Genomic DNA, 14,930 nt, shown 5'->3' with positions numbered 1-14,930 from the left:
TTTAGAATTCAATTTACTTGAGAGCTTATAAAAATAGAGATTTATAGTAGTACTGTAAGAGATTATATTGTCGGGGGTAATATTTAAAAGAGATGGCATTGCCTTTTGGAAGAACAAATTTCGTCCTTTATGTTCCGCCTATAACGTGATTTCTGAAAGTTGTATACGGTAGAAAAAGTTGCTAAAAAGATATTAATTAAGGAGAAACAATGGTAGCTTCAAAGTATAATTTATTATTAGATATTGAAGGGAAAGAGTATCTTTTCAATTTGGCATCTCAATGTTTGATTTCTTGTGATCACGATTTAGTCGATTTTTTGAATGGAAATCAGGAAATTCGTTTATCAAAAGGTGAAGAAACTAGCTTATATGAAAATGGCATTATAGTTGATAGCCATGAATTTGAGGTTTCAAGATTAAAGAGCAATATATCTTCGTTAAAGTTTGATAAAACCAAAATGGCGGCATTTATCTCGACAACATCAGCTTGTAATTTAAATTGTACATATTGTTATCAGGATATAAGGAAAGAACTTAATTGCAAGAAGTATATGACTGAAAGCAATTGGAAAGTGGTTATTGAATATTTTAAAAATGAAATAAAAAAATATAATACTAAATTATTTGCCGTCAGTCTTTTTGGTGGAGAACCAATGTTTAATGATTCTATGTGTCAGCAAATAATTACAGATTTGAGACGTCTAGAAGATATTTTTCCAGAATTAGTGATTCAGTGTGTATTGATTACCAATGGTACTTTATTTAATGAAAGTAATATTAAATTCTACTTAGATAATATAGACAATATCCAAATTACGCTAGATGGAATTAAGGAGATTAATGATTCATTCCGTGTATATCCCAATGGCGAAGGTAGTTTTGACAAGATTATTTCAAGTCTAAAATTAATTAAAAAGCATAAAACTTCAGATATTTTGAGTACGATATGTTTGAGAATAAATGTAAACAAAGAAACAGTGAACAAATCTAAAGAATTGATAGATTATTTAATTGATAAAAATCTTACACAAGCTATTACATCAATAAAATTCCATGAGATATTTGGAACCCAAGGAGAGATAATTTTAGATGGTAATGACGAGAGAGACAATGATATTGAATTGGCAAAAGAAATTGTTAAGTTGAATTATTACTTAATTGAAAATGGGATTAAGGTATTTAAAGAAATTAGTGGGCTATGTATTGGTAAATTAGCGAATGGATATACAGTGGATGAACAACTCAACATATATGCTTGCCCTGGGCTATTATATAGTGATGTTCATGGCAAAATAAGTACCGATGGAAAGTTAATTATAGATAATAAGAAATGGTATGATTATCATTTGGAAGAGGCAAAATGCATTAACTTTTGTAAGTATGCTCCGATATGCTATGGAGGATGTACCTGGGCAAAAGGAGAAAATGAAAAGGATTGTATGAGGGATATTTTTGATGCAACTCTTGTGGATAAATTAAAGACTTACATAATATCACAATATATTTAAGATGGCTTGTATGACAAGGTAAAAAGGATTAAAAATGGCAAACTATATTCTAAGATACAAATATCTTATATTCCTGAGTTTTTTCCTTAGTATTTTATTGGGAATAATGGATGTTGGGAAAGGCATAATATTAAAAGAAATTATCGATACTGCAATCACAAATAACAATTCAGGATTTTTGAGAATTATTGTTGTAATAGTTCTTTTTATTTTGTCAAATATAGCCTTATATGCATCATTTCAGAGACTATCTCTTTTGATAGCGTCTTATATATGTAAAGACATTAAGAATGATTTAATAGGTAATATTATAAATAAATCAGACTATGATAATATGGAGTTCATATCTACTGTAAATAAAGATGTAGATATGATATATGAAAAAAAATTAATCAATCTGTTTATGTTAGTTAGAACAATGTCTTCATTTGTACTTTCGCTCGGCTATTTGATATATGTCAATATATATATTGCAATGTCTGTTGTGGCTTGTGGATTAATTAGTATTTATTTGCCAAGTTTATTTGTAAATAAAAGTTCTGAATTAAAAAATGTATATATAGAAGCTACTGCACAGTTTTTTCGTATGCTAAAAGAACTATTATACGGAATTGAAACTATCAAACTTTTTATGCTTGAAAACGAATATTTAATAAAGCTAAATGATTCAAATAAAAAAGTTGAGGAAAGCAGGTTACGATCTAATTTTTATGATGATTGTATACAGTTATTGGTAACATCTAATGGATTTTTGATCTTGTCTATAAATGTTGTTTTGGCTGCATTTTTATCACATAAAGGCTATTTTTCAATAGGAACTGCTTTGGCAATCATGCAAGTTATGAACTATGTTATTTTGCCTATAAATCAGGGACCATTTTACATTGCCGAAATGAATTCAATTTATCCTATAGAACAAAAAATACTCGGGATACTGGAAAAAGTAACTTATGAGAAAACATTAGATAAAGAGAAAGTATTACAAGAAGAAATTAAAACTATAGAGATAAAAAACCTGAGTTATTGTTATCCAGGTTCTCAAAGTTTTGCAATAGAAAACCTTGATTTATTATTAGAAAGAGGTAAAAAGTATGTATTACTAGGAAGTAGTGGGAGTGGTAAAAGCACTTTATTAAAGGTGTTAACAAAGCTTAATAAAGCGTATTCTGGAAAAATAGAAATAGATGGCGAAGAACTTTCTGATATAGATGAAATATCGCTGAGGAAGAAAATTAATTTTGTACAACAGAATCCTTATATATTTCAAGATACATTAGAATTTAATATATGTTTAAGACATGATGTTGAGAAGAAAGAATTGGATAAAGTTATTGAATTGGTAAATTTAAAGGAACTAATTAGAAAATTACCTAATGGAGTAAAAACAGTTTTATCAGATAATGGAAATAATTTATCAGGAGGAGAAAAACAAAAAATAGCAATTGCAAGAGTTTTTATTAGAGAACCAGAGATTATATTTGTGGATGAGGGGATGAGTGCATTGGATACAAAGAATACATACTTTTTGGAAAATATGTTTCTCAAGTATAATGGAACCATTGTTACTATCAGTCATAAGAGCAATCCACAAATTCTGAAACAATACGATCAAATAGTAGTAATGGAGAATTCAAGAATAGTAGCTGTTGGAAATTTTAATCAAGTGGCTCAATCTCCATATTCATATTTGTTAAACGTATAGCAATTCCAAAATTGAACTTATTCTATATTCTAAAAAGTAATGTGAACATTTTATTTGAAGCTTAAATTAGTTGTTCGTTGTTAGAACAAGAATTGGAGAAGCAGTAAAAATGTAGAAAAAGACAGTTCATTCCTTCCGGTATAGGTCTAAAATGGGGGTAATCTGAGCCCGTCAGTACTTACTGAAAGCGAGCGAGGCGAAGCTTGAAGTTAGTACTGTTACGAAGGCGAGGTTAGCGAGAGCGTGCCCCAATTTTAGACCTATATCGGAAGGAATCCTTAAACATGACTTTTCCTACATCCTTTTTTAAATTTCAGCAGCCTTATCCTTCCGCATCAAAATCGCCTCTGCCTCATTGATGGCCTTCTCCACCATTTCCGCTACGATAGGCGCCAGTTTTTCCTCTGATTTCCGAATCTTCTCCGGGATAGGCTTGGTAACGGGGTGCTTTGCCACGAAGATGGTACAGCAATCCTCGTAGGGTTCAATGGAGGTTTCGTAGGTTCCGATTTCCTGAGCCACATCTACGATTTCCTGCTTATCGAAGGCAATCAAGGGGCGGTAAACCGGAAGAGTGCAGACCTCATTGGTGCAGACCAGACTTTGCAGAGTCTGGGAAGCTACCTGTCCGATGGATTCTCCGGTAATTAAGCCGATACAGTTATTTTTATAGGCCAATGCCTCAGCAATCCGCATCATATAGCGGCGCATAATAATGGTCAGCTCCTCGTGGGGGCAGTGCTCATAAATAGCCAGCTGAATATCCGTGAAATTTACCACGTGAAGCAGTATGGGTCCGGTATAGGTGGAAACCTGCTTCGCCAGGTCCATAACCTTGATTTTTGCTCTTTCGCTGGTGTAGGGTGGGGCATGGAAGTAGGTAGCTTCCAGTAAGGCACCGCGCTTTGCCACCTTGTAGCCCGCAACGGGGGAGTCAATTCCTCCGGAAAGCAGCAACATGGCCTTTCCGTTTGTACCCAGGGGCATTCCGCCCAGTCCGGGAATAATCTTTCCGTAAATGTTCATATACTGGCGGATTTCCACTCGAAGCTTCACATCCGGCTTATGCACATCCACGCGAGCATTGGGGAAGGCCTCCAAAATGCTGTGGCCAAGTTCCTGATCCAGCTCCGGAGAGGTCATGGGATAGGACTTTTCGGCTCTTCGACTTTCTACCTTGAAGGAAACATTGCTGTCGCCATAGGCTTCTTTAAAGTAGGAAAGAACTGCATTTTCCAAAACGGAGAAGTCCGGACTTAAAGGCACCTGCACCATTGGCGCAATGCCGGCAATACCGAACACATGGCGAAGGGCATCAATGCACTCCTCATAATCGTAGTCCTCGGACTTTACATTTACATAGATTCTTCCCCGTTCCCGGCTTACGGAATAGCTTCCGGTGGCCCGCTTTAATTTCATCCGAATGTCATGAACCAGGGCGTCCTCAAAGACATAACGGTTTTTTCCCTTGGTGCCGATTTCTGCATATTTAATCAAAAATGCTTGGTATTGCATAATTCTCCTTCTTTACATAAGAAAAGTGCATGAAACCATGCACTTTTGAAAAGCCTTGTATATCTTCTTTCTTTCCGTTAAGATACAACAGTTAAATGATGTAAGGAGCCAGGTGGGATAAAATATCCTCCATCTCTCCATCATCAGCATGAATGTTCAAGTCGATGGGCTTGGAAAGGTCTAAGGAGAAAATTCCCATAATAGACTTTGCATCAATCACGTAACGACCGGAAACCAAATCGAAGTCCACATCAGAGTAATGAACCAACTCGTTTACAAAGGACTTAACTTTATCAATAGAATTTAATGAAATACGAACCGTCTTCACAGCTTACCCTCCTTTAAAAATGATAAGTTTATTGTAGTAATGAACGATTTTAAAGTCAAGCGAAAGCCGTGAAAGAACTGTAATTTTAGAAAGAGGATGAAAATGGATTTAGCAGGACTGCGCTTTGCCATGCACAACTTAGGCTGCAAAGTCAATTCATACGAGACAGAGGCCATGACCGAAGCGATTTTGCAGGAAGGGGCCAGGCTGGTGGACTTTACGGAGGAGGCGGACATTTACTTGATTAACACCTGCTCCGTGACCAATATTGCGGACCGAAAATCCCGGCAAATGATTCATCAGGCTAAGCAGAGGAATCCTGAGGCCATCGTCATCGCCACCGGTTGCTATGTGGAAGGAAAGCAGGAGGAGCTGAAAGAGGATAAGGGCATTGATATTCTTATCGGAAATACCGGAAAAGGTAGGGTGGTAGAGCTGATTAAGGCCTATCGGGAGGCTATGCTGGAAAATGATGCAAGCCCCATGGAGCCCTTTTCCCCGGTGCGGGAGGAGGGAGAGTACGAAAATCTCTTCCTTTCCAAGCCGAAGGATAAGAGCAGAGCCTTTGTAAAGGTGCAGGACGGCTGTAATCAGTTTTGCGCCTATTGTATCATCCCCTATGTTCGGGGGAGAATTAGAAGCCGTAAGGAAGAGGACTGTCTGGAGGAGATTCGCCATTTGGCAAAGGAAGGCTTTCAAGAGGTGGTGCTTACCGGCATTCACCTGTCTTCCTATGGATTGGATTTTGAAAATCTTTCCTATGAATATGCCAGCAGAAAGGCGGAAACGGGAGAGGCTTTACTCCATTTGATTTCTGAGGTGGGAAAGATTTCCGGTATTCAAAGAATTCGTTTGGGGAGTCTTGAACCTAGAATTATTACGGAAAGCTTTTTAGCAGGTTTAAAGGAAGTAGAAGCAATCTGCCCTCATTTTCACCTGTCCTTACAAAGCGGTGCGGAAAAGACCTTAAAGGAAATGAATCGTCATTATACTAAAGAAGACTTCAAAAAGGCGGTAGAGAATATCCGAAGAGTTTATCCCTTGGCGGCCATTACTACGGATGTGATTGTCGGTTTCCCCGGAGAAAGGGAGGAGGATTTTCAGGAGTCTCTTGCCTTTTTAAAGGAAATCTCCTTCTATGATCTCCACGTATTCAAGTTCTCCAGAAGAAAGGGGACGAAAGCAGACGAAATGAAGGAGCAGATTCCGGATAATATCAAAACAGCCCGCTCCAAAGAGCTTTTGGCACTGGCGTTGGAAGACTCCAAGAAATTTAGAGAGAAATTCTTAGGAAAAGAAAGCTCCATCTTAATAGAAGAAATCCGGGAAATTGAAGGAAAACACTATTACACCGGATTCAATAAAGAATATATCCGCTATATCCTGCCGGTACAGGATGAACTCTTGGCAGTGTTCGAGAAAGACAAAGAAAAGCAAGAAGAAAGATTGACCCAATTAGGAAAAGAAGCTATCGGAAGCATTAGAACGGTAAAAGGCTTAGAACTGAAGGGAGAGATGATTTTAGGGGAGTAGGAAGAGCAAACTGTAAATATCAAGCCTTGCGTTTCTACAGCGTTCTTTCCCCGAACAAGGAGGGGCGATTTCTCATGCTTCCGACTTTTGACATTTGTCTTAGATTCAAAATTTTTTTTCAATTTTTCATTTTGGCATATTGATTCTATTACTTTTTTATTCAATGCATTCGGCTCGCTTTCTCGGTATAGGGCTTATGACGGGGGCAATCTGAGCCCGTGGGTTCTTAGCTTTTGTCCTATAAAAGCTTAGAACCCATACGAGGCGAGGTTAGCGGGAGCGTGCCCCGGAGTAAGCCCTATACCGGAAAAGCGAAATCCATCTATTCTATAGATAAAACGGTAAGAAAAATGCGGAAGTAAGAAGCAAAAACTCCGCCCCGCCTTGTTCATCAGAAATTCACAAAGTTCTTCATAAAAATTCTTGACACATCCTTCCATTAGCGGTATATTATGACCATGTGTTAGCACTCAATACACATGAGTGCCAACAAAGCCGAGAAAGGAGGGAAAGAGTTCTGTGGATCAGAGAAAGGTGATTATTCTCACCACGATTATCAAAAACTATTTGGAAACCGGAGAGCCGGTAGGTTCTCGTACCATCAGTAAGTTTTCCGGTTTGAATCTAAGTTCGGCAACCATTCGTAATGAAATGAGCGACTTGGAAGAGTTAGGCTATATTATACAGCCTCATACATCTGCAGGAAGAATTCCCTCAGATAAGGGTTACCGCTTTTATGTGGATCAGCTTATGGAAAAGCAGGAGCGGGCCTTATCCGATGTGAAGAGCTCTATGTTTGCCAGAATGGAACGACTGGAAAGTACCTTACAGGCTTTGGTAAGAAACATTGCCAGTGATACTCACTACGCGGCCTTAGTATCCGGCCCCAGTATGCAGAAGAATAAAATCAAGTTCTTGCAGCTTTCCTTAGTGGAGAAGCAGAAGGTCTTATTCCTTCTGATGTTTCAGGGCAATATCGTAAAGACCATTACCTTAGATATTCCGGAGGATTTGGAGCAGGCGGCCATCCTCTCCTTAAACCTTTTGATAAATGATGTTTTAGCAGGGTTCTCCGTGGAGGAGCTGGGGGAAAAGGATATCCGCTCTTTAATGGATAGAACGCCATATAAAGCGACCATGGAAACCGTACTTCGGGGAATGCAGGATCTTTTGCATCCCGAGGAGGAAGAGGTGGAGATTTATACCTCAGGTGCCACCAACATTTTCAAATATCCGGAGCTTACCGATTCGGAAAATGCTTCCAAGCTGATTTCCGCTTTAGAGCGGAAGGAAGAGCTGGCAGGTCTTCTGAAAGACAACGAGTCGGAAGAAAAGGATGGAAGCATTCAGGTCTATATCGGAAAGGAAAGTCCTTTGGAGGATGTGACGGATTGTGCAGTAGTTACCGCAAAGTATCACTTGGGTAACGGAATGCAGGGTACCCTTGGTGTCATTGGACCGAAGCGAATGGATTATGAGAAGGTTTTAAAAACTTTGACAAAACTGATTCAGGATATGGAACGGAGTTTTTAAATAGAGAAAGGAGAGACTTGTGGCAGAAAATACAGAGCAGCAAGGGATGGAAGAGGAGCTTAAGCAGGCTCAGGACGCATCTGCAGAAGTAGATGCGGAAGAGAATGGGGAGGCTGCTTCCGAAGAGACTTCCGGAGAGGAATCCGTGGAGAGTTCTCAGGCTGTAGAGGAAGGAAGCTCCGAAGAGAATCCGGAACTTCTCCAATTAAAGGATAAGTACCTTAGAACCTTGGCGGAGTATGAGAACTTTAGAAAGCGCTCCGAGAAGGAAAAGGCACAGATGTTTGAACTGGGAGCCAAAAGCATTATCGAAGCCCTGCTTCCCGTGGTGGACAACTTTGAAAGAGCTTTAAGTCATGTGCAGGAAGAGGAAAAGGATTCCCCCTTCGTCAAAGGCATAGAAGGAATATACAAGCAGATTCAGAAGATGTTTGCCGATTGCAACATTCAGGAAATCGAGGCCCTCGGTAAGAAGTTTGATCCGGCTTTACACAATGCGGTGATGACGGAGGAAGAGGGAGATGCGGAGGAAGATACCATTACCCAGGATCTTCAGAAGGGATATACCTATCGGGGAAATGTGGTTCGACACTCCATGGTAAAGGTAAAGAAGTAGGTGCTTAAAGTAATACAACAGATAGTAAGGCTATAAAGCCTGAGACATGAGCATATCATGTAAGAGTTCTAAAATAACGTTAGTAAGAAAAAGTTTTTAAGAAAAACATTTTTGTATATAGAGAAAAAGGAGAGTAAAGACTATGGGAAAGATTATTGGAATTGACTTAGGAACAACCAACAGCTGTGTAGCAGTTATGGAGGGCGGAAAGCCCGTTGTTATCCCCAATGCAGAGGGTATGAGAACAACCCCTTCTGTAGTGGCATTTACCAAGACCGGAGAGCGTCTTGTGGGAGAGCCTGCAAAGAGACAGGCGGTAACCAATGCGGAGAGAACCATTTCCTCCATCAAGAGACACATGGGTACAGATTACAAGGTATCCATTGACGGAAAGGATTATACTCCACAGGAAATTTCCGCTATGATTTTACAGAAGTTAAAGGCGGATGCGGAGAGCTATTTGGGAGAAAAGGTAACCGAGGCGGTTATTACCGTTCCTGCTTACTTTAACGATGCTCAGCGTCAGGCGACCAAGGATGCAGGTAAGATTGCAGGTCTTAAGGTAGAGCGTATCATCAACGAGCCTACAGCGGCAGCTCTTGCTTACGGTTTGGAGGATGAATCCGAGCAGAAGGTTATGGTATACGACTTAGGTGGTGGTACCTTCGATGTATCCATCATCGACATCGGAGACGGCGTAATCGAAGTATTGTCCACCAACGGTGATACCCATTTAGGTGGTGATGACTATGACGATCGTATTACCAAGTGGTTGGTAGACGAGTTTAAGGCTGCAGAGGGGGTAGACCTTTCTCAGGATAAGATGGCTTTACAGCGTTTGAAGGAAGCGGCTGAGAAAGCAAAGAAGGAGCTTTCCTCCGCAACCACTACAGATATCAACCTGCCTTTCATTACAGCTACAGCAGAGGGTCCAAAGCACTTGGATATGAAGCTCAGCAGAGCAAAGTTTGAGGAAATCACCTCTGATTTAACAGAGAGAACAGCAGTTCCTGTACAGAACTCTATGAAGGATGCAGGACTGAGCAATTCAGACCTTGGAAAGGTACTTTTGGTTGGTGGTTCCACCAGAATGCCTGTAGTACAGGAAAAGGTAAAGCAGCTTACCGGAAAAGAGCCTTCCAAGAACTTAAACCCTGATGAGTGTGTTGCCCTTGGTGCAGCGGTACAGGGTGGTAAGATGAGCGGAGAAGAGGGAGCAAGCGATGTTCTTCTTCTGGACGTAACACCGTTAACTCTTTCTATCGAGACCTTAGGCGGAGTGGCTACTCCTCTTATTAAGAGAAATACTACCATTCCTACCAGAGCTTCTCAGGTATTCTCTACAGCGGCAGATAATCAGACTGCAGTAGACATCCACGTTGTACAGGGTGAAAGAGAGTTTGCAAGAGATAACAAGACCTTAGGACAGTTCAGACTGGACGGTATCTTACCGGCACAGCGTGGTGTTCCTCAGATCGAAGTTACCTTCGACATCGATGCCAACGGTATCGTAAATGTTTCCGCTAAGGATAAGGGAACCGGTAAGGAGCAGCACATTACCATTACCTCCGGATCCAACATGTCCAAGGAGGATATTGATAAGGCGGTAAATGAAGCTGCACAGTTCGAAGCAGCGGATAAGGAGAAGAAGGAAGCTATCGAAGTTAGAAACGGTGCGGATTCCATCGTATTCCAGACCAAGAAGGCTCTTACCGACGTGGGAGATAAGATTTCCGACAGCGATAAGGCAACCGTAGAAGCTGACTTAAAGGCATTAGAGGATGTCCTTGCAGCTAATCCTTTGGAGGGAATTACCAAGGACGGCGCAGAGCAGATTAAGGCAGCACAGGAGAAGCTGATGCAGTCCTCTCAGGCACTTTTCACCAAGGTGTATGAGCAGGCTCAGGCAGCAGGGGCAGCCGGTGCCGGTGCGGCAGATGCAGGAGCAACTGCTTCTGAAGGCCAGAGCGGTAACGCTGACGACAATGTAGTTGACGGAGACTTTAAGGAAGTGTAATTCGAAAAATTTTCCGGAGAAGACAGGCTTAAGCCTGTCTTTTCCTGGGATTTAAAGGAGAGGAAAATATATGGCAGAAAAGCGTGATTATTATGAGGTGCTGGGGGTAGATAAAAATGCCGATGATAGTGCCATTAAAAGAGCCTATCGAAAGTTGGCAAAGCAGTACCATCCGGACTCTAATCCCGGAGATGAAAGTGCCGCAGAGAAATTCCGGGAAGCTTCGGAAGCCTATGCGGTATTGTCCGATCCGGAGAAGAGAAAGGCCTATGATACCTATGGCCATGCGGCCTTTGATCCGAATTCCGTTGCGGGAGCAAGCTCCGGTTTTGGCGGTTTTGATTTCAGCGGCATGGATATGGGAGATATTTTCTCCGAGTTTTTCGGGGGAGGCTTCGGTTCCTCCTACGGTTCTTCCCGCAGAAGATCCAATATGCCGGAAAAGGGAGCCAATATCCGTGTAGGACTTCGTATTTCCTTTGATGAGGCTATTAAGGGTGTAAAGAAGACCATTAAGATTCGATATAAAGATACCTGTAAGACCTGTAACGGCTCCGGAGCAAAGCCGGGAACGGAAAGACAGACCTGTCCCCGTTGTAACGGTGCAGGTCAGGTAAGAATGACTCAGCAAAGCATCTTCGGTACCATTCAGCAGGTAACCACCTGTCCGGAATGTCACGGAGAAGGAACAGTGGTTAAAGAAAAATGTCCGGATTGCCGTGGAGAAGGTTACATCAACACGGAGAAGAGCATGGAAATTGCTATTCCTGCGGGAATTGATGATGGACAGGCTATTCGTAAGTCCGGAGGCGGAGACCCTGGAAGAAACGGCGGCCCCAGGGGAGACTTACTGGTAGAGGTATCCGTTAGCGATCACCCCTTTTTTAAGAGACAGGGCGTAAATATTTACTCAACAGAGGCCATCAGCTTCCCCAAGGCTACATTGGGGGGAAGCACCATTGTAAAGACCGTGGATGGACCGGTGGAGTTAAAGATTGCTCCCGGAACCCAGTCCGATACCCGAACCAGACTACGGGGTAAGGGCGTTCCATCCTTACAGAACCCCAACGTTAGAGGCGACCACTACGTAACCTTAGTAGTAGAAACCCCGAAGAAATTAAATAAGAAACAAAAAGAAGCCCTGAAAGCCTACGCCGAAGCCTGCGGAGAGAAGGTAGACTAAGATCGGGGAAATTTACAGAAATAAAAAAAGCGTATTTGAGAGGCTATTAAGGCTTTTCAACATATAGGACTGAATCAGGAGGAGTCTGAGTCTAACCGCACCTGCAGAAAAACGGCGAAGTAAAGTCCTGTAAAAATTCATAAGAGAAGCGAATAATGCAGTATGGTCTGTAATAGGGGCAATCTGAGGCCAACGGCACTTACTGAAAACCGGCAATGTGAAAGCCTGTAGAAATTCAAAAGAGAAGCGAATAATGCAATATGGTCTGTAATGGGGTAATATAAGGCCAACGACACTTACTGAAATCCGGCGAAGTGAAGGACTGTTAAAATTCATAAGTTAAAGCGAATAATGCAGTATGGTCTGTAATGGGGCAATTTGAGCCCGTCAGTACTTACTGAAAGCGAGCAAAGCGAAGCTTGAAGTTAGTACTGCTACGAAGGCGAGGTTAGCGGGAGCGTGCCCCAATTACAGACCATACTGCATTAGAGCTAACGATAGCTTTTTTTATTTCCGTAAATTCACTAATACATTCTTCCAAACTGACGATATTGATTAAAGCGGAATCATGGAGGAGAGTAACTCCTACCATTTCACGAGAATTTTCCTGAGATAGAGGAATGACAATTTCAAGGAGGAAGAATGGAAAACACACAGGAAAACGGGTTAAGCCCAAAGGAAGCTGCTGTTAAGACACAGGCAGGCGGGGGCCAGGAAAAGCCGGGCTCCAAGGCTTTTAAGAAAGCTCCGGGAGTTAAGCCGGGACAGAAGGCAAAGGCTGTAAAGGGTAAAAAGAGAAGCAGCCTGGCAGGAAGAATTTCTGCATTGGTTTGCGTATCCATGTTGGTAGTCTTTGTGCTGGCAAATATTGCTCTGCTAAGTGCGGTAGGAAAATCCTTCGATAAGATTAATCAGGATTACTTACTTTCCACTACAGCGATGAATGTGGAAAAAGCCAGAAAGTCCATTACTTTAGCGGAGAACACTGCAAGAGCAATCAGCGAACACTTGGATGAAATGTATAACGAAACCGATAACGGTGCGGCAACAGTTCCCAGTCTTTTAAAAGACACCGTTCACTTAAGTGAAAGAAGATCCTTTGAAGAAAAATATTTACTGGATTCTGTCTGGGAAATGATTCGTCATGATGAACACATTATGGGTGCGGGCGTTTTCTTCGAGCCAAATGCGTTCCAGCAGGGTGAGCCGGAATACGCTATGTATTTAGGAAGAGATAACGGAGATGAGAACAAGCGTTTCTACAAGTTCCTGGACTACAAGTTCTATGGAAACGGAGCGGAAGAATATTATACCAAAGCTTCTCAGGAAAAAGTCAGTCATGTTGTAGACCCCTTCGTATCCTCTATTACCGGAGAGACCATCTTCGTATTGGTTGTACCTATCCTTCATAATGACCAGTTTATGGGAACGGTAGTAGTAGACTTAAATGTTAAGATGTTTGATTCTCTGGGACAAGATAAGTCCGGAGAGGGTGCTAAGACCTTCTTTGATGTTATCAATAAGGATGGTAAGTTCGTATTTAGCTCCAATCCTGATGCGGTAGGAAAGAATCTTGCAGAATATGTTGGAGAAGAGACCTTTAAGAATGACATCCAGAGCAAGTTTGACGGAGAGAGTATCTTCCACGTTAAGGACAGTCACCGTATTCGTTACTTTGCACCGCTCACCATCTATGGAACAGACTGGTATGTGCAGTCCGCAATGAGCTTAGACCTTTACAACCAGGGTAAGAACCAGCTCTTTGTTGCTTTGGCTGTTGCAGAAGTTGTTTTGTTTATTCTTTTACAGGTAATTCTTTTCACAGCACTGAAGAAGTCTCTTAGTCCTCTTGGAAAGCTGGCAGAGGAAAGTGACAAGTTGGCAGAGGGTAACTTCGACATTAAGGTTTCCTATGCCCAAGAAGATGAAATCGGTCGTCTGGTAAAGAGCTTTAACAATATCGTAAAGCGTTTGACCTATGTGGTATCCGATTTACAGGCGAAGCTTGGAGCATTTGCTCAGGGAGATTTCGGATCTGAAATCAAAGAAGATGAGAACTATAAGGGAGATTTCCGTCCAATCTTGAACTCTTTACAGGAAATTTCCACAAGCTTGAACAGTACCTTGAAGAACGTACACACTTCTTCTTCCGAAGTAAGCAGCAGTGCAGAACAGGTAAGCAGCATGGCCCAGAGAATTTCCGAGGGTACTACCAAGCAGGCTTCTTCCATTGCAGAGCTTTCCAAGACTATGGAAGATATTACAGAGCAGATTCGTCATACTACAAAGCAGGCGGAAAAGGCACAGCAGCTTGGTGTTGTCAGCGGTTCTCATGTGGAAACCAGTAACCAGAAGATGACTGATATGCAGGGCGCTATGGAAGAAATCACCGAGAAGTCTAAGGAAATCAGTAAGATTATTAAGACCATCGATGATATCGCTTTCCAGACCAATATCCTTTCCTTAAATGCAGCTATCGAGGCGGCAAGAGCAGGAGAGGCAGGAAAGGGCTTTGCGGTAGTTGCGGATGAAGTCGGAAACCTGGCTAAGAAGTCTCAGGAAGCGGCTCAGAATACTTCTCTTCTGATTGAAGAGACCATCGGTGCAGTACAGAAGGGTGCTAAGTTCACCGAGGAAACTGCGGAAGCTTTGCATTCCGTATCCGAGAGTACAAACCAGGTGAATGATTTAATCGGAGAAATTTCCAAGGCTTCCGAAGAGGAATCCACAGGCGTTAGTCGCTTGAGTGACGGTCTTCAGGAAATCTCCGCTGTAGTGCAGGAGAACTCCGCAACAGCAGAGGAAAGTGCAGCAACAGCAGAGGAATTATCCGCTCAGGCTAACCTGATGAATGACCTTGTAGATAAGTTTAAGGTTAGATAATAGAGGGTTCTGTTTATCGACATAAGCTTTAGCTTAAGATTATAAAATGGAGCATAGAGAAGGGCATTATTGCCTCTACTCTATGCTCTATTTTTTGTATAGGAAATTGAGA

10 protein-coding genes are annotated in these 14,930 nt (G+C 41.7%); 8 read left to right on the top strand and 2 right to left on the bottom strand.

Translation table 11 applies throughout. The annotated features are described in order from the left end of the window. The first annotated feature begins 209 nt into the window (after positions 1–209). Positions 210–1,508, top strand: coding sequence for a radical SAM protein (locus HNQ46_RS07640; RefSeq protein ID WP_183684157.1), 1,299 nt, complete (start codon positions 210–212; stop codon positions 1,506–1,508). Between the two features lie 34 nt (positions 1,509–1,542). Further along, positions 1,543–3,210, top strand: a complete 1,668-nt coding sequence (locus HNQ46_RS07635) for an ABC transporter ATP-binding protein (RefSeq protein WP_183684156.1) — start codon at positions 1,543–1,545, stop codon at positions 3,208–3,210. 306 nt (positions 3,211–3,516) lie between these two features. Here HNQ46_RS07635 and thiI read toward each other — a convergent pair whose 3' ends face one another. Both thiI and HNQ46_RS07625 read right to left on the bottom strand, forming a co-directional pair. After that, a complete protein-coding gene (thiI, locus tag HNQ46_RS07630) occupies positions 3,517–4,725 on the bottom strand; it encodes a tRNA uracil 4-sulfurtransferase ThiI (protein ID WP_183684155.1) in 1,209 nt (402 codons plus the stop codon). Between the two features lie 91 nt (positions 4,726–4,816). Beyond that, a complete protein-coding gene (locus HNQ46_RS07625; RefSeq protein WP_183684154.1) occupies positions 4,817–5,053 on the bottom strand; it encodes an HPr family phosphocarrier protein in 237 nt (78 codons plus the stop codon). A 102-nt stretch (positions 5,054–5,155) separates the two neighbouring features. On the opposite strand from HNQ46_RS07625, the gene mtaB reads away from it, so the two are divergent. The 6 genes from mtaB (at position 5,156) to HNQ46_RS07595 (ending at position 14,818) form a co-directional block, all read left to right on the top strand. After that, positions 5,156–6,586, top strand: a complete 1,431-nt coding sequence (gene mtaB / locus HNQ46_RS07620) for a tRNA (N(6)-L-threonylcarbamoyladenosine(37)-C(2))-methylthiotransferase MtaB (RefSeq protein WP_183684153.1) — start codon at positions 5,156–5,158, stop codon at positions 6,584–6,586. A gap of 519 nt (positions 6,587–7,105) precedes the next feature. Further along, a complete protein-coding gene (gene hrcA / locus HNQ46_RS07615) occupies positions 7,106–8,119 on the top strand; it encodes a heat-inducible transcriptional repressor HrcA (RefSeq protein WP_183684152.1) in 1,014 nt (337 codons plus the stop codon). A 19-nt stretch (positions 8,120–8,138) separates the two neighbouring features. Further along, a complete protein-coding gene (grpE, locus tag HNQ46_RS07610) occupies positions 8,139–8,735 on the top strand; it encodes a nucleotide exchange factor GrpE (protein ID WP_315272593.1) in 597 nt (198 codons plus the stop codon). A 142-nt stretch (positions 8,736–8,877) separates the two neighbouring features. Beyond that, positions 8,878–10,752 carry a molecular chaperone DnaK gene (gene dnaK, locus HNQ46_RS07605; protein WP_183684151.1) on the top strand — a complete coding sequence of 625 codons (1,875 nt, stop codon included), beginning with the start codon at positions 8,878–8,880 and terminating at the stop codon, positions 10,750–10,752. Between the two features lie 70 nt (positions 10,753–10,822). Beyond that, positions 10,823–11,935 carry a molecular chaperone DnaJ gene (dnaJ, locus tag HNQ46_RS07600; RefSeq protein WP_183684150.1) on the top strand — a complete coding sequence of 371 codons (1,113 nt, stop codon included), beginning with the start codon at positions 10,823–10,825 and terminating at the stop codon, positions 11,933–11,935. A gap of 642 nt (positions 11,936–12,577) precedes the next feature. Further along, entirely contained in the window at positions 12,578–14,818 is a 2,241-nt protein-coding gene (locus tag HNQ46_RS07595; protein WP_183684149.1) for a methyl-accepting chemotaxis protein, read from the top strand. The last annotated feature ends 112 nt before the right edge of the window (positions 14,819–14,930 follow it).

The organism is Oribacterium sinus, from assembly GCF_014202695.1.
Classification (GTDB): domain Bacteria; phylum Bacillota; class Clostridia; order Lachnospirales; family Lachnospiraceae; genus Oribacterium; species Oribacterium sinus.
This window is presented reverse-complemented; position numbering and strand designations above follow the sequence as displayed.